The following is a 22335-nucleotide window of genomic DNA, read 5'->3' as shown; positions in this document are numbered from 1 at the left end:
TTTTTATCTTCCTCTCTCAAGTAACTTCTTAAAGTCTTCTCTATAATTTATTTTCTAGAATATCTTAATTCTTTTATTCCTAATAAGTACTTTTTCACTGCATCTTTATCCTCATTCTTGAAACACAGTTTTTTTGTACCTACATTGGTTTTGTAACAAAGTATGTATTTATCTTCTTGTTCTTTTAATGAATAGCTTTCAATCTTTCCCCACTTAATTATATAGGAATTTGTTAATAATCCTTTTTCTGTTATTCCGCATTTATTTCCAACAAATGCAAGTGGTAATATTTCTATTAATACTATAATATCTTGTATTTTAAATTCTTTAGATAAAGCTGTAATAATAATAAATATAATTACGGTTATTGGCATTATTATTCTATATTTGTTTTTCCCAACAATTATCAATTTATGCTTTAGGTCTATTGTAATAACAACTATATCTACTATTAATATAAATATAGCTATTACTATTGATGATATATCCATTTGCTTTCCTACTCTCTGCTTAGTTATATACTTATAAGTTTGTCTTTTTTATATTTTAAATTCTTTATATGTATTTTCACTATTATAATCTATTTTTTTATATTATTAACTTTTTTTATGTTTTCTATATATTTCTTTAATTCATTTTCTTCTTCTTTTTTGAATATTAATCTTTTTTTAATATTTTTGTTTGAATAAAAAACAATACATTTATCTCCTTGATTTTCTACATAAATATCATCTACTTTACTCCAAGCAGTAAACCAAGACCCAGTAATTATTCCTTTTTCTCCCACACCACATGTATTACCAAGTAACGCAAATATAATAAGTCCTATAGTAATTAGAATATTTTCAAAAGTGAAATTCTTTCCAACAAAAAGTGATCCTATAAACAATATCACTACTGCTGGAATTATAAATCTATATTGATCTTTTCCCTTAAAATCCAATTTATTGCTTTTAATTGTAGTAAAAAATAGTATGTCTGCTGCAAATACGCATATTAGCGGTAACATTAATGTAAAATCCATTTTTTCTCTCCTTCTTTCTTTAATCATCTGAAAATTCACTTTGCAAATATACCTTAATTTTATAACAACCTTTGAGGCACCTTATTATAGCATATTTTTCATAAACTTACCTTAAGAATTTAAATTGTCCAGTTGAATCTTCCTAATATTCATAAAAAATAATCTGTAAACTAAATACTAATTTATATACAGGACTAATTTTTATTTTAGATATCTTTACCATTATTAATTTTTGCTAATTTACACATACTATATGTGTATAAAAAAAGGAGATGATTTTTTATGGATAACAATAATAAAAAAGATTATTCAAAGAGTAATTATTTAAGAAATGGTACAAAAACTCAAGATCAATATGCTAAAAGTAGCATTAATACAACAATTGAAAAACCTGCAGTAAATGAAAGTGGAGCAGAAGCTAAAAAGAGAGGCTTCTAGATTTAATGCACAATTTCAATGCACAAAGCAATCGTGCTTTGTGCATTGAAATTTTTATTTAGACTAAGTATGTGAAAAAACATATCTTTTTATTAATATGTTTCTTTTTTTTATAATAGATTATATTCATTCAATAATTCTAATAACACTTTCACTGCACGTTTAGCATCTTTAGGGAGTTTATCTATTACTTGTTGTCTTTGAGTTTCATCATTTATTTGAGCTATTCTCATTACCTGTTGTTGGAGTCCTGGTATATTACTTAATTCAGCTATTGCTTTGTTAAACCTATTTGCAAAGTTCGGATCTTGTTGCATTTTTTGTTGAAGTGTCATAATTAATTGATAAGGATTCATTTTGTAAGCCTCCTAAAAAACCTTCCTACTTCTTATCTATAATATTCAAAAACACTTCAAAAGTTCACCATGATTGCTGAAAAAAGACTATTTCAAAATATATTTAATTTTGAAATAGTCTTTAAATTATATATAAGCTACACCAAAAGCTTTTAACTTAATTGTACTCTTAATAAATTTTTCTGGATTAACTGTGCCTACACTATCACTTAAAATAGTGACTTTAAGTCCAGTTTTAATTGCTCCTTTAGCAGTTTTGAAAACGCATCCAATCCCGTCAACTCCAATAAGTTCCACCTCACTTATTGCATTATCTTTTATAAACTTCACCAAATTATTATTTTTAAAAGCATTACCTACCTGTTTTTCAAAATAATTTTCTGATACAATTTTAATTCTTTTGTCAAATTTAGCTCCTTTGCTTCCTGCAATTCCATAACCAAAAAGCTTTTTATTTAGAAAATTATTTGGCAATACATTAGCAATGTAAATAACCTCATCCATATTTTTCTCATAAATTCTAATCTTGTCATTGATATTTTTCACAAGTTCATCTACATCTTCATAATTAAATTTATCTGTATTACGGTGTTCTCCAATAAAATCTTCTTGCGCATCAATGACTAAAAGTGCTTTTTTCATTTACCTTCCCCATCTTCCATATAAACTATATGCATATTTTTCTATGTCCTTAAATTATGCTCTCTCTTTTTGAGCGTACATATTCTTAATATTTCCTATATATTGTATATATTTATAATATCATATTTTATTAAATTTTTCAGTTATTTTCAAGTTAATTTAAAATAGTAATCGTTTTTCTATAACAGCAAATATATTTATTGGTAGTTAATTTATTTTTATATACTTACCATATATATTTTTGTTTAATAATAAGAAGAAGAGGCTTCATCGTATTTAATGAAACCTCTTTAAATGTTTTTAATTACTAATTATACAATGGATATTTATCGCATAAAGTTTCTACTCTAGACTTAAGTGCTGATAAATCTCCTTCTCGTGTTTCTATTGCTTCACTTATAACTGCTGCAATTTCTGCCATATCTTCTACTGCAAATCCTCTTGTAGTTATTGCTGCTGTACCAATTCTAATTCCTGAAGTTATAAATGGACTTCTTGTTTCGTTTGGTACTGTGTTTTTATTAACAGTTATTCCTACTGTATCTAATAAATTTTCTGCTTCTTTTCCTGTTATATCCTTGTTATGTAAGTCAACTAAGAATACGTGATTATCTGTTCCGTCTGATACTATTTTAAATCCTTTTGCTATTAATTGCTTTGCAAGCTCTTTGCAGTTTTTAACTACATTTTCACCATATACTTTAAAGCTAGGATCTAATGCTTCTTTAAAACATACAGCTTTTGCAGCTATAATATGTTCTAAAGGACCACCTTGTATTCCAGGGAATATATTTTTATTTAATTCTTTAGCATATTTTTCTTTGCAAAGAATTAATCCACCTCTTGGACCTCTTAAAGTCTTATGTGTTGTTGTTGTTACAAAATCAGAATATGGTACTGGTGATGGATGAACTCCTGCTGCAACTAATCCTGCAATATGAGCCATATCTACCATAAGTAATGCTCCTACTTCATCAGCTATTTCTTTAAACTTAGCAAAATCTAGAATTCTTCCATATGCACTTGCACCTGCTACAATTAACTTAGGTTTAGCTTCCAATGCAATTTTTCTTACATTTTCATAATCAATCATTTCAGTTTCTTTATCAACTCCATAAGATACAAAGTTAAATAATTTTCCCGAAAAATTAACTGGTGATCCATGGGTTAAATGTCCACCATGGCTTAAATCCATACCTAAAACAGTATCACCTGGTTCAAGTACTGTAAAGTATACAGCCATGTTTGCTTGTGAACCTGAATGTGGTTGAACATTTGCATGTTCTGCACCAAATAGTTCTTTAGCTCTATCGATTGCTATTTGCTCTATTTCATCCACTACTTGACATCCACCATAATATCTTTTCCCTGGATATCCTTCAGCATATTTATTAGTTAAATAAGAACCCATAGCTTCCATAACAGCTGGACTCACAATATTTTCTGAAGCTATTAATTCTATACCTTTTCTTTGTCTTTCTAATTCTTTTTCCATTAAACCATAAATTTCTTTGTCTTCTTTTTGTATATTTTCAAAATTCATACTTTTTACCACCCCAACTTATTTTTTTATACCCTTAAGAGTATACGTTCAACTAAATTCAAATTGAATATAAAATTCCACTTAAAAAGTTTCACTTTGTATTAAAATTATAAGATTTCTTACTAAATTAATCAACTATTTTTTAATTTTTTTTAGTATTATAAGCATTTTTTTAATTTCAACCTAATATTCTTACATTAAATACTTCTGTGTCTAAAATAAGCTTCCTTAAAAATCATACATCTCCTTGGGTATTTTTGATAATTTCACTATAAATATTAAAGAAATATAGTTCTATAAGATTTATTTATTTTATGCTATAATTCACTTGTCATATAATGCGCATTCAAAAAATATTAATTTTGGAGAAAAAAATATGGATTTAAATAAATTAATTAAAATTTCTACTCTTGCTGGTAAAATCATGTTAGAAAGTGGAGCTGAAACTTATCGAGTTGAGGAAACTATTAGCAGAATATGTATTGCTTATGGTGCCCATACTGCTGATAGTTTTGTAATACCCACAGGAATCATGGTCACAATTACTCATTATGATGAAGTTGCAACCCTTGTTAAAAGGATTACTTCTCGTGGTGTTGATTTAAATAAAATAGATGCTATAAATGATCTTTCTAGAAGAGTTCAAACTGAAACAATAGATCTTTGTGATTTTAACAAAGAACTTATTAAAATATCTACTGAGCCTAGATATTCACCTACAATAACTTTACTTTGTTCTTCTATATCTGCTGGATGTTTTTCAATAATGTTTGGTGGAACAGTCAAAGACTTTTTTGCTGCAAGTCTTATCGGTGCTATTATAAAAATAGTAATGATTATATTTCAAAAATTAAATATAAACGAATTCTTTGTAAATTCATTTTGCGGTGGGTTATGTGCTATTTTAGCTATCATGCTTTTGAAGTTAAATTTATGCTCTAACTTAGATAAAACTATTATAGGTTCCATTATGTTACTTGTACCTGGACTTATTATTACAAATGCCATTAGGGATACTATCGCGGGAGATTTTTTATCTGGAATAACAAAAGCATCAGAAGCATTTTTGATTGCTGTTTCAATTGCTGTAGGTACTGGTGGTATCTTAAGCATATTTATTTATAACTAATTTAAGACACATACAAATAATAATGTAGTTACTAAAAAATAAGTATATTGGTATAATTTAGGAGGTTTTAAATGGTTGAGCAAGTTATAGTTGCTTTTGTTGCATCTTTTGGTTTTGGAATAATTTTTAATATAAAAGGAAAAAAATTAATTTTTGCAGCTATTGGCGGAGGCTTGAGTTGGTTTTGTTATTTGTACTTAAATAACAATGGGATGCGTACTATTTTATCTTTATTTACATCTTCTATAATATTTAGTATCTATTCAGAGATTTGTGCAAGATATTTAAAAACTCCCGTTACCACTATAGTAATCTGTGCACTTATACCCTTAGTTCCTGGTGCTGGCATGTATGAGACAATGTATCAGACAATACTAGGGAATGTAAGTGGTGCATTAGAAATTGGTCTAAATACCTTGGCTAGTGCTGGAGTATTAGCCCTAGGTATAATATTTGTATCTACAATAACAAGACAAGTTGTAAATTTAAAAAGAGTAAAAGAAAAACTATTTGCAAAATAAAAGAGGCATTTCAAAATGATTGAGTTAAACCATTCATTTTGAAATGCCTGTTTTTCTATTCTTACATTTCCAATCTTCTTTCAAGTTCAGAAATTCCATCTTCAATTTCTTCTATAGGTAGATTGCCTAGTATTAATTCATCAAGTTCTCTTTCTTTAAGTCTATCGTAAAATCTCATTCCTTCTAAAATCATACTTCCATCATCATTTGTTTTTCTAAGCATGTAAAATAACGTATCTTCAGCCTTATCAAATTTATTAGCTAATTCATAAATTTTAAAAATCTTCTTATCCAAATCCAATGAAAGTTCATAATTAACTAATTCGCCTGCTACCTCTACTGCATCATCTAAATATTTAGAATTTGTCTCATCATCTTCATTATATGCCTTATAAAAACCTTCTAAAGATTTTTCATAATATTGAATTTTTAAATTTTCATTATTTTCTTTACTACTAATTTTACCTTGAAGGTTCATAAGACATGCAAATACAATAAATTTCTCAGCATTATATTGCATTTCTTTACTTATAAGTCCATCTAAACTATTAAATGAAAAAATATCTACAGTTCCTATATCAATCCCAACTACAGCTTTAAGTACTTTATTCACTCTTTCCTTGGCCTCTTCTATCTGACCATTTATTATGTTTTTATCTACTTCTTCTGTTAATAATCTTAAAGTATTTTCTACTTCTTTCATATAATCGTTTTTTAGCATTTTAGTCACACCTCATATTTTTAATTACTAGTTATAATTTTTACATAATTATTTAAACAATTAATTTTCAATATAATATATCCTGTCCTACATTTTATAAGTATATTCAAAAATACATACTTACCTTAGAATTTTACCATATTAATTACTTTTATCAAAGAACTATAATTTCAATGTTTTAGTCATATGAAATTCCAAAATATTAAAATTGCTTTACCGCACATTTTTATATATTCTTCATACAATATACTATAAATGAATCTCTTATAACGTAATTATATGGAGAAAATTTTGATAAACCTATGATAATATGGAGGTATCTTATGAGTATGAGACGTGAAAATGAACGTGGATTTGAAACTTTTTTAGCTAATCACTGTAATACTGAAAATGAACGTGACAGAGAAAACACTTTAACTACTAGTGATACTAGTAGTAGAAGATGTCATAATTATTCTCCAGAACCTGGTAGATCTATACTAAGTGTTGGTTCTGGCGGAGTTGGGCTTTTGCCTATAATTTCAACACCATTATCTAGACCGATACCTGTAGCTAGCGTATCTATAGATACTATAAATATGTGTAACCCTAAAGTTCTTTTAACCTTTACTGCTTTAATTGTTTTACCTGCAACTATTTTAGTAAATTTAAATTTTATAATCGTAAAAACTATTGATTGTGGTGCTCCACAACCAATAGGTGGAACTTATACTTTTGCTGAACTTGCGGGTGCCCTAGAATCCGAATCATTTTCTTTCCAATACTGTGATTGTAGTCCATCTGTTGGTGGAACAACTTATACAGTTCAACTTGAACCAAGTAGTCTAATTTCTGTAACAGCTGGATTAACAATAACTAATGCAACATTGTCTGCTTTAGCTGTTGAAACTCTTTAATAGTAAGTAATTATATTACAGGGAGCTCTATTTTAGAGCTTCTCTTATTTTAAATAAATCCTAATACCTTAAGTACCTCTACACCAATTTTTCTCTCAACACCTTTATATGGATAGCAATGAATATGAATAGCAGGATTAAAATTAAGTTCAATTATTGCATAATTAGAATTTTCGCTGCTATAATCTTCAAGCATCATATCAACACCACAAATTCTAGCATTAACTGCTTTAGCTGCACTCACGGCTATATTTTTAAACTTTTCTGAAATATAATCAGTATAATCTATACTATCTCCACCTGTGCTTATGTTAGAATTTTCTCGTAGATAAATCACTTCATCTTTTTCTGGAATGTAATTAAAATCTTTATTTTGCTCTTTTAAAAACAATTCCGCATTCTCATCTAAGCTTATTTTTTCAAGTGGTGTTACGTAATGATATCCTCTAAGCGGATCTTGATTTTTTACTTCTACGAGTTCTGTTATAGATTTTATCCCATCACCTTTTACATTAGCTGGTACTCTATGAAGTATTCCAACAACCTTATCATCTATAACTAAAAAACGATATTCTTTGCCCTTTATAAATTCTTCAAGCAGAACTGTATTATCATGTTTGAATGCAAGCTCAAAAGCTTTTTTAATGCTTTCTTCTTTTGCACCATCTTTAAATATACTTATCCCGATTCCAAAGTTCGTTGATTTTGGCTTAATTACTATTGGTATATTAACAAACTGTTTTATTACATTTTGAGCTTCATCTATAGAATTAACTTCTATACCTTCTGGAACTTTAATATCACTACCTAAGAGTACTTTCTTTGTAACACTCTTATTTTCCATAATCAAAACAGTCACATAATTGTCTTTTGAAGTTTTAGTAGCTTGCTTAACATATTCTACTACACCATTTTTTTTAAGAGAAATGAAATTTTCAGTTTTATCTAAAACTTCTACCTTGATACCTCTTTTAATAGCTTCTTTCATTAAAATTTGAGTTGATAACTCTAGTTTTTCATAACCTTCTAATTTGAATCTATTATTATAAGCATCTTCTTTATATTTTTTTGCTATATTTAAATGAGTATTAATATAACCTTCTTCTTTAACTCTTTTTTCAATTTTATAAGCATAAGTTAATTTATGATCCTTAACTTTTTCAATCATTAAATTAATTACTTCTTCTTTTCCAAGATTAAGTTCGTTATTAATACTTTTAATGCTTTCTAAAATTTCTAATCCCCACTCTTCTTTTGAGATAAGATTTCCATCTTTCTTTAACATAACATCATTTTGTCCAAACTTTGATATTATATTTTGATTTTCTACGCCTTCCTCTTGCCATTTATCATAATCACTTTCTTCATTCAAAAGTAAAAATAAGTTGAATATTTGAAGAAAATGCAAATCATTTAACCCTATTCCGCCTTTTTCAAAAGGATTAATATCAATACTTCTATATTCTAAGTATTGGATTCCATCTTCACTAAGGGAATTCATAAAATCACTAACATCAATAGGTTTAAGTCTTATAGAACTATACAGTTCCTTATGGCTATCTATAATTTTATCCGTTATAAAACCTTTTAAACTTTCAATATATTCTTCCACAGAATCATATTTTGGAAATAAATCAACTTTATTTTTATAACCACATTCACTATTCCTATAAGATAAAGCCCCTTCATTTGAAAACCCATCTTCGCCAATTCTTTTAGCTGAATGTACACATTTTTTTATATAGCTTTTGTCAACCACACCGCTTGCCCCTAAAAGATATATAATGAGCCATCTATATCTAAGATAATTTCTTGTAATCTTTAAATAAATACTATCTTTAAATTCCTTATATTCTAATTTTTGATTTTTATACTTTGTATTTTTTAAAAGTTCATTACCAAGTTGACTATTATATAATTTATTAATTAACTCATCATCAAAAGAAAAATTATAATGTATACCACATATAAGTTGCTTTTTTCCACCATATTTTTCTATTAATTTTTCTCTATATAATCTTGCCTCTATACCTTTATTATTTTCACCATATTCTGAAACTTTAATTTTATTATCCTCTGGTACTATACTAGGCATAGATTGAGGCCATAGATATTCTTCCCCAATCTCCATTGCCACAATATCATAAAGTGAATTTGTGAAATTATATGCTTCTTCTACATTTTTAAAAGGTGGAGTTATCACCTCAATCTGACTTTCTGCAAAATCTGTAGTTATATAGCTATTATCAGACTTATCACCAAATACACTTGGATGATCATTTAATGATAATTCCCCTTTATCATTAACTCTTAAGCCTTCTCTTTCTATGCCATAATTACCCTTTAATAATTCATCTGATGTAAATAATTCTTTAAGTTTATTTAACATTTCCTGCCTCCCTCAATCCAGCTTTATATATATCTTTTATTATTATTTTAAATTTCCTTTTACTTCTATTCTATATAATAGATACGCGGTGCTTCCCTTTAAAATACTAGATATTGCAATACTTATCCAAATACCAGTTATCCCAAAGGGCTTTATTAAAACTAATGCCATCGGCAGTCTTAAACTAGTAAATATAACACTTATAATAGACGATATTTTAGGTTTACCAATGCCTGTAAACAGACCATTTGACACACTTTCTGTAGCACTAAATATTTGTGAAAAAGCTATCACTTGTAAATATGCTTTTGCAATAACTATAGTATTTTCATCACTAACAAATAATTTAATTAAGGGTGTACTTCCAAATATAAATATAAATGCCATTAATAAAGAGTAAATTATTGCAATTTTCAAGGCTGCATTATATCCTTCTTTTATTCTATCATGTTTTTTAGCGCCAAAATTCTGTCCAATAAACGCTGCTACTGCTCCCTGTAGTCCTCCAATAACCATATAAGTAATTGATTCAATTTGAAGACCTATTTTTTGTGCTGCTATAGCATCTGAACCAAATATAGCTATAATTCTTGCAAGGAATATATTAATTATAGTAAATAAAATTCTTTGAAAAGCCATAGGAAATCCTAAAATTATTATTTCCTTCACTTTTTTATAATCAATTTTAATATCAAAACTAAATTTAAGCATCCCTGATGATTCCATTAAATATAATGCAAACATTATAATATTAGCTAACATAGTAGCAATTGATGCACCTACCACTCCAAGCTTAAACACATAAATGAATATAGGATCTAATATTATATTTACAACTACACCTATAGAATTAATTTTAAATGCCAATTTGTTATTACCAAAGCTACCTAATATCCTTGCATATAACAAATTAAAAAATGCAAAAAATATAGTTGGTCCACTTATAGCCAAAAAAAGATAAGCATCTTTTTCAACTATAGGATTGCCAATATGTAAAAACCCTATAAGGTTTCTTCCAATTAAAATAAGTAGAATTCCAAAAACAAGGCCAATTATTGTATTAATTAACAGTCCTGCATTAATGTATTCTTTAACAGCATTTTCTTTTTTTTCACCTATAGCATGAGAAACTTTTATTCCAGTTCCAATAACTACTAATGCATTTATAGAATATCCAAGTCCTATATAAAAGCTTGATGACCCTATGCTTGCAACTGCACCACTTCCTAGTCTGCCAACCCATAACATGTCAACTAAGTTATATGTAAATTGTAGCAGAGAACTTCCCATTATAGGTACAGCTAAAGTTGTCAGAACTTTTATAGCACTACCTTCTGTCAAATCTATTTTCTTCATTTTATCTCCATTCATATTTAAGATTGATTATGGTTCCTTAATTCCAAAAATTCTTATGCCATAACACTTCTATAAATACCAATATATTTTCTGTATTTCATCATCTGCATTTTTAAAAATTATAATCCAATCTTCTATGTAATTTTAAAATTCATCCTTTATGTTATTATCTTTACATGCACATTTAGGATTGTTACATATGCAGTTTTCTTTTTCCGTAATTAAGTTCATTAAAAACAATACTAATTTATTAGTATTCTTACCTTTTAGTTTATAATAATTCCATATACCATCTTTTCTGACTTCAATCAAGCCACAATCCATCAAAACTTTCATATGATGAGATAATGTAGGTTGTGTAAATTCAAAACTTTCCAATATCACGCACGCACACTTTTCACCACAAGATAATAAATCAATTATCTTAAGTCTATTGGGATCACTTAAAGCTTTTAATATTTTTGCATTTGTTTCATATTCTGAACTCATATTATGCTCCTTTCAAAAGATTATTCATAATTAATAATCTATGTATATAGTATAGATATGTATCTATATGTAGTCAATATTTTTCTTTTTTAATATCTTATTGTACTTTTATATATATCTTCTCTATTAATTATTATATTCTTCCTATAATGCATCTATGAAATTCTAACTATTATCTTTTCATTTGCAAAATAGGCTAGAGCATAATGCAATGCTCTAGCCATCAATTTTCTTAAATTCCATAACTAATCCAATCTTATTATTCATCTATAAGTAAAATTACATTCTTATCACTCTATTTCAAAACTAACTGTTTTATATATCTTATTGATTGTACATAAAGTATAATAAATACAAAAATACAAACTCCAATACTACTTATATAAAGTTTTACTAGATTTAATTCCATATAACTATTCAGTATTTTTACTGAAAAATAGCTATTAATGCTAGCTAGAAGTAAAGGTATAGCATACAACAAACTTATTTCTTTCTTTAAAGCACCTAATATCTCTTTTTCTTCTACTCCCATCTTTAACAATATTAGATATTTCTCCTTATCCTCATAAGCATCACTATAAATTTTCATATATAATATTGTTCCAGTCGCTAATAAAAAAACTAAAAACAATACTACTCCTATAGCATAGGAGAAAGTAAGCCACTTAATTCCTTGAATTTCATCCATATAATAAGAATTTGTTACATCTTCAGGCAGCTTACTATTTATCTTATTAAGAATATGGTATAACCTTTGATCATTTTCAAGCTTAATCCCATAAAAATTTGCTTCATTTGTTATTACTTTTATTTTTTCATAGTTATCTTTGCTTACAACTAGTATATCTCTCTTGCTAGACATACTTCCAAATAACAATATGGATAAATTATAAGATGTTTTATAAACATCCTGTCCAATATTAAATTCAGTTACAGTTTTATTATTTTTCCCATTTATTACATTTTCTCTATCTATCACAATAACATTATTGTTTTTCACCATATTTTCATTAATGTCATTAATATTTTTATATTTTAAATATTTCAATATATTTATAAAATCATTATATTCTAAAATAAGTGTATTCTTATATCTATATTCATAACTACTATTAGAACTTACCTTATCATCACCATATAAAAACCTTGTGTTTATATCATCCATTATTTTATTATCCCATATACTATCTTTTACAGGCTTTGTATCTATATTGCTATTTGATACAAAAGAAAAAGTATATGCTGAGAGACTTCTCATCTGCTTATCATAAGATGTCTTACTTGATATTGCTACACCTAATGTAGAAATTGTAGTTGTAATTAAAATAGTTATAATCGCATAAATTTTATAGTTCTTTTTAAATCTATAAGCTAAATTATTTATAGTTATTATGTTGTTTCCAGCGTATAAAACTTTTTTAGTGTTAATTAACATATTAAATATAATTGAAAGTACACTTCCAAAGAATCCAAAACTTCCAATTATAATAAAAAATGTTGAATATATTACATATCCCATATTTTCAGTTGAACACGCTTTTGTTGCTAAAATATAAGCATATATAGTAATAATTACTGAAGCTACTGCCACTATGTATGTAATAATAGTAACCTTAGGAATTCTAGTCTCCTTCTTATGAGCATTTAAAAGATTTATTATTTTACTTCTATATATATTTAACAAGCCTTTTAAGGTCATTATTAAAAATATAGTCATAAATATTAAAATTGTATTTACTATTGGAACCAATCCTATATCAAATGCCACATCTAATTCATAACCAGATATTTTTAATATTATCATCTGAAAAAACTTTGAAAATATTGTTCCTAGGCTTATTCCTATTATGCATGAGCTTAATCCCATTAAAAATACTTCTATAAAATAAATTTTTCCTATTATAAATAAATCAAGTCCACTAAACACATAAATTCCAATTTCTTTTTTTCTCTTCCTAAGAAATATATTAGTTGAATACCAGATGAAAAATATCATAAATATAATTAAAACTGCAATTACACATTTGAGTAAAACAATATAAATATCTTTATTGATTTTGCCAATATATTGCATTATGTCTCCATATAATAGCAATTCAAAATTCACTAATATAAATACTGAAAAAATCATTGAAATAAAAAACATAGAATATATTTTTATATTGTTTTTCAAATTGTTTAATGCAATGCTAAATACATTCATTAACATGCACCTCCAATAGATGCAAGCATATCAATTATTCTCTTATAAAATTCTTTTCTATCGTTACCTTTATTTAGCTTACACATTATTTTACCATCACTGAGCATATATACTTCGTTAGAATAACTTGCACAAGCACTATCATGGGTAACCATAATTATAGTTGCATTTTCTTTTTCATTAATTCTACATAAACATTCTAGCAATTCAGATGATGATCTTGAATCAAGTGCTCCTGTTGGCTCATCTGCAAATACTATTTTAGGGTTTGTAATTAAAGCCCTAGCTGCTGCACCTCTTTGTTTTTGACCTCCTGATAATTCATAAGGATATTTATTTAAATGATCCTTTAGTCCAAAGATATCTGATATTTCTATTACTTTATCTTCTATTAATTTGCTTTTTTTCCTTCCGAGTGCTAATGGCAAAGCTATATTATCCATTAAAGTCATATTGTCTAACAGATTATAATCCTGAAATATAAACCCAATGTTTTCTTTTCTTATTTTAGATAATTCCTTATTACTTGTTTTAGTTACATCCACACCATTTAATATAATTTCACCACTAGTAGGTTTATCAAGAGTTGACATCAAATTTAAAAGAGTTGTCTTTCCTGATCCTGAAGGCCCCATAATTGAAATAAAATCTCCTTTGTTAACTACTAAACTTACATTATTTAAAATCCTGCTTCTAAAACCCTTAATTCCATATTCTTTTGTAATATCATTAACCGTTAAAATCTTGCCCATCACCTAATCCTCCATTTATTATCTTAATATTTATAACCTGAAAGTTTTTCACTTAATTTATGCTCTACATATCTAATCTGTAGTTAACAAATTAATCTTTAATAGCAGCTTGTACATCATCATCAATTCCATATATATAATCATTAATTGTATTTTCCACACTAATATCTGGATACAATGCATCCTTGTCATAATTCTTAATATTTTCAAAATACTTTGTTGAATAAGCAACTGAAAATCCACTATAAGGTAATTCAAATTTTTTAACTTCACCATAATGATTAAGATCACCACCAGTAGGCTGTCCAACTAAAGTTGCCTTTAATCTTTTTTTACCTTCATAAGCATTTAAAATTGCTGATGAAAAAGTCTGATTCCCTATTAAAATATAATATTTAAGATTATATTTTTCTTTATTTTCCTGCAATTCATCAAATAGAGGTTCTATTACGTTAGAAGATCCACCTCCATTGTATCGGAAATCTAATATTACTTTCTTGAAATTATTATCTTCTATTTTCTTAGAAATTTCCTTGCTAAATTCTTTTATAGGTAAAGTATTATCTTCCATACACTTGTTATATTGTACATATAAATCATTATCATCAATTTTATCAAACCAATATTTTTCTTCTTTTATATTTGATGTCATAGTCTTTTTTACTTTATCTCGAAGTAGTGAATGCTTTTCATTTTGCACATTATCATCTTTTGCCGCTGAAACTTTTATATCTACTGAATTTTGATTTTCATCCTCTAATGATACGGTAATATTCTCCGAAATATCACTTATAACTTTTACTCTCTTTAACAATTGTGCTGTTTCAACATAAAGCGAAAAATTATTAGCTATTTTATATGGATTCTCATGAGGCATGACATTTAAAATTCTATTAAAAACTTCATCTATTTTTATACCATTGATAGATGTCACCTTATATCCTAATAAATTTTCATTACTTTTATCTATTCCCATAAGAATCCATCCTTCTTGAAATTTCTTTATATCAAAATCATAAAAGTAACTTTCATTCATAATATCATCTGAAACTCCAATGGCTGTGTGCGCATCATTTAAACCAGTCATTAATTCTGACAAAGCATAATAATAATCAACTTCATCCTCAATTTGAGGAATATTAGTAATTAACTCTTCTTTTTTCTTTTCAAAATCCTCTTTTGAAATACTATGATATAAATTTATGTGCTTCTTTTCCAAATTACTGCAAAGATACTCTACCTCTTCCTTCATCTTAACTATTTTCTCCTGCTTAGATAAATTACTAAATTCTTTAAATTTATCTTTATTGTTTGTACTATTGCATCCAATGAGGCCTAAACTCATAATTAGTACCAGTGTTGCAATTATTATTTTTGAAAAAAATCTACATTTCATACTTTTTCTCTATCCTCCATTTTCTTAGTTTAGGCACATGAAAGAAAATAACAAGTCCAAATATTCTGGCGGATTGACTTGTTATTTTTTTGATAGTGCCTTATATATGAAAAAACTACTAAACCTTTCATATACAGTTTAGTAGTTTTTTCTATAAAAATCCTTTTATTAAAGTTACTTTTCAATATTATCTGTTACATTTTTGTCACATTTAGATAATCTGATATTTTATAAAAATAAACTTTAAATTCTGTAAATTCATTTTCCTTAGAATTCGCCTCTATTTTATGCCCAAGCTTATCCAATGCCCTCTTTGAAAAATACAAGCCCATTCCTGTTGATTTATAGATTTTATTACGACCATTTATACCAGTGAAGCCCTTGTCAAAAATCCTTTTTATATCTTCTTTTTTAATTCCTATGCCATAATCCTTTATATTTAAAACAACACAGTTTTCTTCATCATATGAAGAAAACTCTATCTTTTTAACATCACTACAATATTTTATAGCATTGCTTATTATTTGATCAGCAACATAAATCATCCACTTAGAATCTGTATAAATATTTTGATTTAAATTATCAAGTTTCACATCTATTTTATTTTTTATAAGAAAAAATGCATTATTCCTTATGGACTTTTCTATTATATCTTTTAATTTTTCTTCTTTTATAAAAATATCTTCATGTAAACTAGTAAGCCTGCTCCCATATAAAACAGAACTAACTAAAGAGTTAATTTTTTCAACTTGATTCTTAATACTATTATTTAATTCAATATCATCTATTCTATCTAATATAATATTAAGAGCTGATATAGGTAACTTAATTTCGTGAACCCATCTTGATATATATTCTTCCATTTCTTTCAAGGCTTCTTCATATTTCTTAGATTTATTATTCATAAAATTTTTATTTCTATTTATCACTTCTTTAATAAAACTTTCTTCTAAAGTATCACCTTTTATTGCTTCACTTTCAATTATCTGCTCATTCTTTAATAAATTATATAGCATATCATAATTTCTTTTATATTTTACATACCGAATAAAAATGAATGCAATATAGAATAAGCTTATAATTAAATCTAAGTATAAAATATCATCATAATTGCTCTTTAGAGAATTTAATGAAAATAAATATATATTAATAATTAAAAAAATAAATATATTGAAAGATAAGTATGATAATCCATCTTTAAAAAACTTCATTTTATTCATTAAATTATGTATCCTATACCTTTCTTAGTTTTTATAAAATCTTTCAATCCTAGTTCTAAAATTTTATTTCTCAACCTATTAATACTTACAGTAAGAGTATTCTCATTTACAAATTCATTTTCATTCCAAAGAGACATCATAAGATTTTCCCTGGAAACTATTTTTCCTTTATTTTTAATAAGTGTACTTAATATTTTCATATCATTTTTAGTTAGTTCCAGTGATTTTTCGTTATAAGTTACAATACCTTTTTCTGTATCTAAAGCTAGTCCATCATAAAATAAAATATTACTTGATATTGAATAATCATAAGATCTTCTAAGAAGTGCATTTATCTTAGTAATTAAAATATCTGTTGAAAATGGCTTGGTTATATAGTCATCTGCCCCATCATTAATTCCCATAATCATATCCATATTGGAGTTTCTTGAAGATAAAAATATAATAGGAACCTTTGACATTCCTCTTATCTTTTTACACCAATAAAAGCCATCATAAAACGGTAAGTTTATATCCAGCAATACTAATTGTGGTTTTTTCTCTAAAAATTCTGATAGGATTTTATCAAATTCATCTATTTTACAAATATTAAATCCCCATTTATTTAGTGTTAATTCAATTTCATTTGCAAGATCTATCTCATCTTCTATTAATAAAATTGTTTTAGTCTCCATATCTACATTCACCTTCAATAAATTTCATATTTTACATCATTATAACATATATATATCTTGTCTATTAATTGTTATATTCTTACGGTTGAGTCAAGTAAAAGTTGGCAAGAATTTTATTTAAATTATTATCCATTATTTTACATTGCATTTTTAAAATTTCCCTACCCATACTGTATATTTAACTATAACTAATATCACTAAATGATTTTAATCCACATAAATCACGTACTATTTTTCTACCTAACGTTGCGGCAGCTCCGCTATACGGAATTTGTGCACTATTGCACTTATATGCCTTACACTTATTAGATTCTTTATTCGCTTGAAATACTGTTAATGGTAGTTTTGCAACTACTGTATCAATAACATCATCAGAAATAATATTTCTGTAGATTTTATCTACAGTATCAAACAACCTATTACTAAATTTTTCAGATAATATTTTAGATAAATTATCTGCACCATTAATAGACCAGCTCATTTTTCTGCCCTTCATTCTTTGAGCTAATACATCACAAATATTATGTTCCATTGTGCCTAGATTCTTGTATTCCATGCCTTCCGGCGCCGTAGGCATGTTTATGTCACTTCTTAATTTATACGGTATTAATCCATCTCTATTGTGAACAAAGTAATCATATAATTCAGTAAGCTTCTTAAATGCAATATCTTTTTCGTTTGTAAGTATCATCATATTTACAATAGTTTCTAGACCTTCATCAATTTTACCTTCTCTAAATAGTTTTAGTAATTGCTTTTGAGCTCTTTTATCACTTACCTTACGTATAATCGCTTGGCCTACATGAAATGGATCTAGCTGAAAATGAATGTCTTCATCCTCACAAGTTGCTTTAATCCAATTTGCTCCATCACCGTTTAATATTCTAGTTTGAATTTCATCTACATTGTATTTTTCTGAAATTGTTGCGCTAGCAAGCTTTTTAAAGTGATTGGAATTGCTAAAGCTTGCACAAACAGTTTTATCAACAACCACATATTCTTTTTTGCTCCCTGGGCGTAAAGTCCAGCCAGTATATGATACTGCTAGTTTTAACTCTTTCTTTTTATTTTTCCCTTTTGGTCTATCATTACCTTGAAGATAGAGCCAAACTCCATCTTGCTCCTGAAACAATACTGGTACTTCCTTTTCGCCTTTTAATGCACCTTTGTCATTTAACTCAATTTTACGATTTTCTATTTCTTTAATCTTTTCCCCAAGTGTTTGAACTATGTTCCAAACGCCTTGAGCACTAATATCTTGATTACACATAGTTTTAATATTCTCAGATGTCTTTCTAAAAGAAACCTCCGTCACGTTAGTTAAAATAGTTTCTACGAGATTTATAGACACATTTCCTAAAGTGTCCATCCCTAAATACTCATCCAAAAGGTACTTAGTTGCTTTCTTACCATCTTCAAGTTTAAATTCATAAATGCGCCTAGAATACTCTACGTTCCCCATAATAGTCCTCAAACAAGTTTGCTTACGACCTTTATTACGGTAAACCTTGCTATCTCTTTCATTAAGTAGTTTTTCATCTAAAAATTCTAATATACTTTTTAAAGCATTACAAGCTTCGTCACAAGCATATTTATAAATTCTTTTCTCTAACTCCTTGAAAGTCATTCCTTTATCATTTAAACTTAATTCATACATAAATATAACTCCATTCTATTTAGTCTTAGCAACTTAATTATAATGGATAATTTATGTATTTGGGAGATGCTTTCGCATCTCCTTTTACTATTTATACAGTTTTTATTACTGTTTCTGCCTACTAAAATTATACTCTAACTATTCTTACTAATAATGCCTCTATCAAATTCTAACTATTATCTTTTCATTTTCAAAATAGGCTAGAGCATAATACTCTAGCCTATTTATAAATTATTATCTAAAAACACAAACTTCTTTACCTTTAAATACAATTGCAAGTTTTAGTATTTTTTTAATACCATCTTTAATTAATTCTGCTTCATATTTTCTATCTTCTATTTCCTTTAATGCCTTTATAGCAGCTTCATCAATGGTGTCTTTCATAAAATCATCAATTTTCTTAAATTCCATAATTATTCCTAGTTTACTATTATCTTTTGGAATAATCATTACATCATATCTTCCATAACCACTTTCCTTATTAGATTTCACTTCATATTGTCCTTCAAGTGAAATTAACATTCCAAGTACAAAAGCATGATAAACTCTTTCTGGCTCTTTGCCTGAAACATCAAAGTAACTTATATTATTTATAACAAACTCTTTAAATAATCCTTCAAAAAGTTCAATATCCCCAGTTACTAAAGCATTTAACATTATATTATATTTTCTCATGCTCATGCTATCTTCAAACCATTTTAAAATCATATCTGTATAATAAATTGATACTTCTTTATTTGGAACTTTTAAATCACAAACATATTTTCCTTCTATTAACTCTTTTTTATTCCATTTTAAATACCCAGTCATTAATAAAAAGCTCCATACATTTTGAGGCGAATTATCTATTTCTTTCATAACTATATTATCATCTATAGTTTTTCTAATTACTTTACCTTTAATTAAATCTTGTAATTCAGATTTAACTTCTTCATCACCTTGAGATAGTAATGTTTTAACTAAAACATTACTACTGCTATTTATCCAATAGGGTTTTAATCCTTCATTTTTGTTTTTTAAATAGCTTAAAACTGACCAAGGATTATAAATTGTTATTCCACCAAATACATATCCATCATACCATTGTTTTATTTTTTCTATTTGATCTACTGCGTTAAAATCTAATGCTAACTGATCTATTTCCTTTTGAGTAAATCCAAATTTATCAGAAAAGTTTTCATTTAATAAGGTATATACTTCTAAATTATTCATTCCTGAAAAGATACTTTCTTTTGCAACCCTTAAAATACCTGTGAGCATTGCTTTCTTTATATAATCATTATCTTTTAGTGCAGAACTCAATATATTTCTCATAAATGATATCATTTCATCATAATAACCACACATATATCCTTCTTGAATAGGAACATCATATTCATCTATAAGTAAAATTACATTCTTATTATAGTATTTATAAAGAAAATACATTAATTTACTTATCGCTTTAGTAATATGTTCATCTGAGGCTTTTTCATTCCATATATCATCAAAAAATTTTCTGTCTACATCTGATAATTTATTACTTTCCATAATGCTAGAATAATTACTGTATAATTCTGACATTAATATTCTCATACCATTTTTAAATTCACTATAACTAGAATATTTGATATCCTTAAAGGTTACAAATATAACAGGAAACTCTCCCTGATATTTGAATTCTTCTTCTTTTTCAATATTCAATCCTTTAAATAAACACTTAGATTCTTCCTTAGTATTAATATCAAAAAAGTATTTAAGCATACTTAAATTTAAAGTCTTTCCAAACCTTCTTGGTCTAGGAGTCAATATTATCTTAGCACCATCATTTAAAAACTCTTTTATAAGTAAGCTTTTATCAATTAAATAATAATTATTTTCTATTAATTCTTTAAAATTTGATATTCCTACTGAGATTTTCTTTGGCATACATCTATCACTCCATTCCCTTTATATAATTCTCACCTTAAATTACTTATATTATAACATTTTTTCATAACTTTTATATTTTAACTATAGTGAAGTGATAATTTCAATTTATCTATTTATAACTTTCTAATATTTCTTTTGCTTTCTTATATTTTTCTAATCTTTTTAGGTCTTTCTCTGTGACTTCCTTTAATCTTTTTAAATTCATATTGTCTTTTAAATCAGATAGTTTTACATTAATAGTTAATTCATCAGCTTTAATCCTGTCTATGTAATCAAAATACTTTTCATTTTTCCCTTTGCATAAAATCTCTAATTTCTCTACTAAATATTCAGGTATACCCTCATCTATTAATTGTTCTCTAGATACATCACAATCCTCTAATACATCATGCAATACAGCCAATATTTTTTCTTCTATAGATTCAACTCCTGCCATGACTCTCAAAGGATGTTCAATATAAGGAGAACCTCCTTTATCAAATTGACCTTCATGATATTTTTTTGCTAGTTTAATGGCTCTTTCTAGTAATTCATTCATATATATCCTACCTCATTTATTAATATCGTAATCTATATGCTTTTTTTCATAAAATACCTTGAATGTTGCTGTGGACACTCATCTAATATACCAAAAATCTCGTATCCATATTTAATGTAAAAATCCTTTGCTTGAAAATCAAAAGTATCTAAATGAATTAAATAACAACCTTTTTCTTCAGCTATTTTCTCAACTTCCTTTAATAGCTTTGAACCTAATCTATCTTTTCTATGTCCTTCTTGAACCCATAAGGCATCAATATATAAACATTTCCAGCAATACATTTTACTTAGTATTCCTGCAATAATATTTCCATTCTTATCTTCAATAATTCTATTTATCCATGAAAATGATACCTCTTGTTTAAGCGGAACTTTAGATAAATTATATTCAACTAACCTATCAATAATTAAATCTGCTTCTGAATCACTGCTTTCCCTAATAATATATTCATCCATATATAATACTCCTATCTATTTC

The 22335-nt window shown here is 26.7% G+C and carries 22 protein-coding genes; 4 read left to right on the top strand and 18 right to left on the bottom strand.

Features of this window, described 5'->3' with window-relative positions; genetic code table 11:
- Positions 1-47: 47 nt before the first annotated feature.
- Positions 48-491 (bottom strand): DUF5673 domain-containing protein, encoded by a 444-nt coding sequence (locus psyc5s11_RS12000; protein WP_224037803.1) that lies wholly within the window; start codon positions 489-491, stop codon positions 48-50.
- An 89-nt stretch (positions 492-580) separates the two neighbouring features.
- Positions 581-1024 (bottom strand): DUF5673 domain-containing protein, encoded by a 444-nt coding sequence (locus psyc5s11_RS11995; protein WP_224037802.1) that lies wholly within the window; start codon positions 1022-1024, stop codon positions 581-583.
- A 282-nt stretch (positions 1025-1306) separates the two neighbouring features.
- Here psyc5s11_RS11995 and psyc5s11_RS11990 point away from each other — a divergent pair, with 282 nt between their 5' ends.
- On the top strand, positions 1307-1462 hold the full coding sequence (locus tag psyc5s11_RS11990) for a hypothetical protein (protein WP_224037801.1): 156 nt from the start codon (positions 1307-1309) through the stop codon (positions 1460-1462).
- A gap of 110 nt (positions 1463-1572) precedes the next feature.
- Here the strand turns inward: psyc5s11_RS11990 and psyc5s11_RS11985 are convergent, their stop codons facing one another.
- From psyc5s11_RS11985 to glyA, 3 genes are all read right to left on the bottom strand, one after another.
- A complete protein-coding gene (locus psyc5s11_RS11985) occupies positions 1573-1818 on the bottom strand; it encodes a hypothetical protein (RefSeq protein WP_224037800.1) in 246 nt (81 codons plus the stop codon).
- 126 nt (positions 1819-1944) lie between these two features.
- Complete coding sequence (locus tag psyc5s11_RS11980) at positions 1945-2460, bottom strand: isochorismatase family cysteine hydrolase (RefSeq protein ID WP_224037799.1); 516 nt, start codon at positions 2458-2460, stop codon at positions 1945-1947.
- A gap of 307 nt (positions 2461-2767) precedes the next feature.
- The gene (gene glyA / locus psyc5s11_RS11975) at positions 2768-4003 is read right to left on the bottom strand and encodes a serine hydroxymethyltransferase (RefSeq protein WP_224037798.1); all 1236 of its coding nucleotides are present in this window, start codon (positions 4001-4003) and stop codon (positions 2768-2770) included.
- 376 nt (positions 4004-4379) lie between these two features.
- Between glyA and psyc5s11_RS11970 the strand changes: the two genes are divergently transcribed.
- A complete protein-coding gene (locus psyc5s11_RS11970; protein ID WP_224037797.1) occupies positions 4380-5132 on the top strand; it encodes a threonine/serine exporter family protein in 753 nt (250 codons plus the stop codon).
- A gap of 71 nt (positions 5133-5203) precedes the next feature.
- Positions 5204-5653, top strand: coding sequence for a threonine/serine exporter family protein (locus psyc5s11_RS11965; RefSeq protein WP_224037796.1), 450 nt, complete (start codon positions 5204-5206; stop codon positions 5651-5653).
- Between the two features lie 61 nt (positions 5654-5714).
- Here psyc5s11_RS11965 and psyc5s11_RS11960 read toward each other — a convergent pair whose 3' ends face one another.
- Positions 5715-6374, bottom strand: a complete 660-nt coding sequence (locus psyc5s11_RS11960) for a DUF6483 family protein (protein ID WP_224037795.1) — start codon at positions 6372-6374, stop codon at positions 5715-5717.
- A 323-nt stretch (positions 6375-6697) separates the two neighbouring features.
- Between psyc5s11_RS11960 and psyc5s11_RS11955 the strand changes: the two genes are divergently transcribed.
- Complete coding sequence (locus psyc5s11_RS11955) at positions 6698-7270, top strand: DUF4489 domain-containing protein (protein WP_224037794.1); 573 nt, start codon at positions 6698-6700, stop codon at positions 7268-7270.
- 49 nt (positions 7271-7319) lie between these two features.
- Here psyc5s11_RS11955 and gshAB read toward each other — a convergent pair whose 3' ends face one another.
- The 12 genes from gshAB to psyc5s11_RS11895 form a co-directional block, all read right to left on the bottom strand.
- Positions 7320-9659, bottom strand: a complete 2340-nt coding sequence (gshAB, locus tag psyc5s11_RS11950) for a bifunctional glutamate--cysteine ligase GshA/glutathione synthetase GshB (protein WP_224037793.1) — start codon at positions 9657-9659, stop codon at positions 7320-7322.
- 42 nt (positions 9660-9701) lie between these two features.
- Complete coding sequence (locus tag psyc5s11_RS11945) at positions 9702-11015, bottom strand: MATE family efflux transporter (protein WP_224038185.1); 1314 nt, start codon at positions 11013-11015, stop codon at positions 9702-9704.
- Positions 11016-11159: 144 nt separating this feature from the next.
- A complete protein-coding gene (locus psyc5s11_RS11940) occupies positions 11160-11504 on the bottom strand; it encodes an ArsR/SmtB family transcription factor (protein ID WP_224037792.1) in 345 nt (114 codons plus the stop codon).
- Between the two features lie 295 nt (positions 11505-11799).
- Entirely contained in the window at positions 11800-13707 is a 1908-nt protein-coding gene (locus psyc5s11_RS11935) for an FtsX-like permease family protein (protein WP_224037791.1), read from the bottom strand.
- Positions 13707-14459, bottom strand: a complete 753-nt coding sequence (locus psyc5s11_RS11930) for an ABC transporter ATP-binding protein (protein ID WP_224037790.1) — start codon at positions 14457-14459, stop codon at positions 13707-13709. Before psyc5s11_RS11930 ends, psyc5s11_RS11935 begins: the two co-directional genes overlap by 1 nt.
- 91 nt (positions 14460-14550) lie before the next feature.
- Complete coding sequence (locus tag psyc5s11_RS11925) at positions 14551-15855, bottom strand: S41 family peptidase (RefSeq protein ID WP_224037789.1); 1305 nt, start codon at positions 15853-15855, stop codon at positions 14551-14553.
- Positions 15856-16049: 194 nt separating this feature from the next.
- Positions 16050-16871 carry a sensor histidine kinase gene (locus psyc5s11_RS11920; RefSeq protein ID WP_224037788.1) on the bottom strand — a complete coding sequence of 274 codons (822 nt, stop codon included), beginning with the start codon at positions 16869-16871 and terminating at the stop codon, positions 16050-16052.
- Between the two features lie 203 nt (positions 16872-17074).
- Complete coding sequence (locus psyc5s11_RS11915; RefSeq protein ID WP_224037787.1) at positions 17075-17749, bottom strand: response regulator transcription factor; 675 nt, start codon at positions 17747-17749, stop codon at positions 17075-17077.
- A gap of 178 nt (positions 17750-17927) precedes the next feature.
- Entirely contained in the window at positions 17928-19406 is a 1479-nt protein-coding gene (locus psyc5s11_RS11910) for an ISLre2 family transposase (RefSeq protein ID WP_224033258.1), read from the bottom strand.
- 234 nt (positions 19407-19640) lie between these two features.
- Positions 19641-21314 carry an AAA family ATPase gene (locus psyc5s11_RS11905; protein WP_224037786.1) on the bottom strand — a complete coding sequence of 558 codons (1674 nt, stop codon included), beginning with the start codon at positions 21312-21314 and terminating at the stop codon, positions 19641-19643.
- A 112-nt stretch (positions 21315-21426) separates the two neighbouring features.
- Positions 21427-21855: a GTP pyrophosphokinase gene (locus tag psyc5s11_RS11900; protein WP_224037785.1), complete on the bottom strand. Its 429-nt coding sequence runs from the start codon at positions 21853-21855 to the stop codon at positions 21427-21429.
- 32 nt (positions 21856-21887) lie between these two features.
- Entirely contained in the window at positions 21888-22313 is a 426-nt protein-coding gene (locus psyc5s11_RS11895; protein ID WP_224037784.1) for a GNAT family N-acetyltransferase, read from the bottom strand.
- Between the last annotated feature and the right edge of the window lie 22 nt (positions 22314-22335).

Source organism: Clostridium gelidum (genome assembly GCF_019977655.1).
Classification (GTDB): domain Bacteria; phylum Bacillota; class Clostridia; order Clostridiales; family Clostridiaceae; genus Clostridium; species Clostridium gelidum.
This window is presented reverse-complemented; position numbering and strand designations above follow the sequence as displayed.